This is a genomic window from Paenibacillus oleatilyticus (assembly GCF_018998565.1).
GTDB classification, from domain to species: Bacteria; Bacillota; Bacilli; order Paenibacillales; family NBRC-103111; genus Paenibacillus_G; species Paenibacillus_G oleatilyticus.
Genome location: NZ_JAHNZO010000193.1, coordinates 1 through 330, shown reverse-complemented (window position 1 = coordinate 330; position 330 = coordinate 1). Strand labels below are relative to the sequence as shown.

Here is a 330-nt window from a genome sequence, read left to right as displayed (position 1 = left end):
AGCCGGATGCTTCTCACTGTAGCGAATGGCGCATTGCCGCCATAACAAAAATACGTTATGGATAAGCTAACGAATTCTTAGCGATAGTCCTGCCCATGCCGCCACCGTCCCGTGCTCGCCTGCCCAAGCTGAGCGCCATTCTGGCGTTCGAAACCGCCGCTCGCACCGGCAGCCTGGCCCGTGCGGCGGATGTGCTGGCGCTGACCGCCGCCGCCGTCAGCCAGCAAATCCGCCAGCTCGAACAGCATCTGGGCATCACGCTGTTCATTCGCGCCAAAAGCGGCGTCACGCTGACCGAACAGGGCGCGGACTACCTGGCCTACGTGCATT

At 61.8% G+C, this 330-nt stretch carries 1 protein-coding gene; it reads left to right on the top strand.

The window, feature by feature from the left end:
- Positions 1-95 precede the first annotated feature (95 nt).
- The coding region (locus KQX66_RS39145; protein ID WP_216798454.1) for a LysR family transcriptional regulator at positions 96-330 on the top strand (235 nt) is incomplete at its 3' end.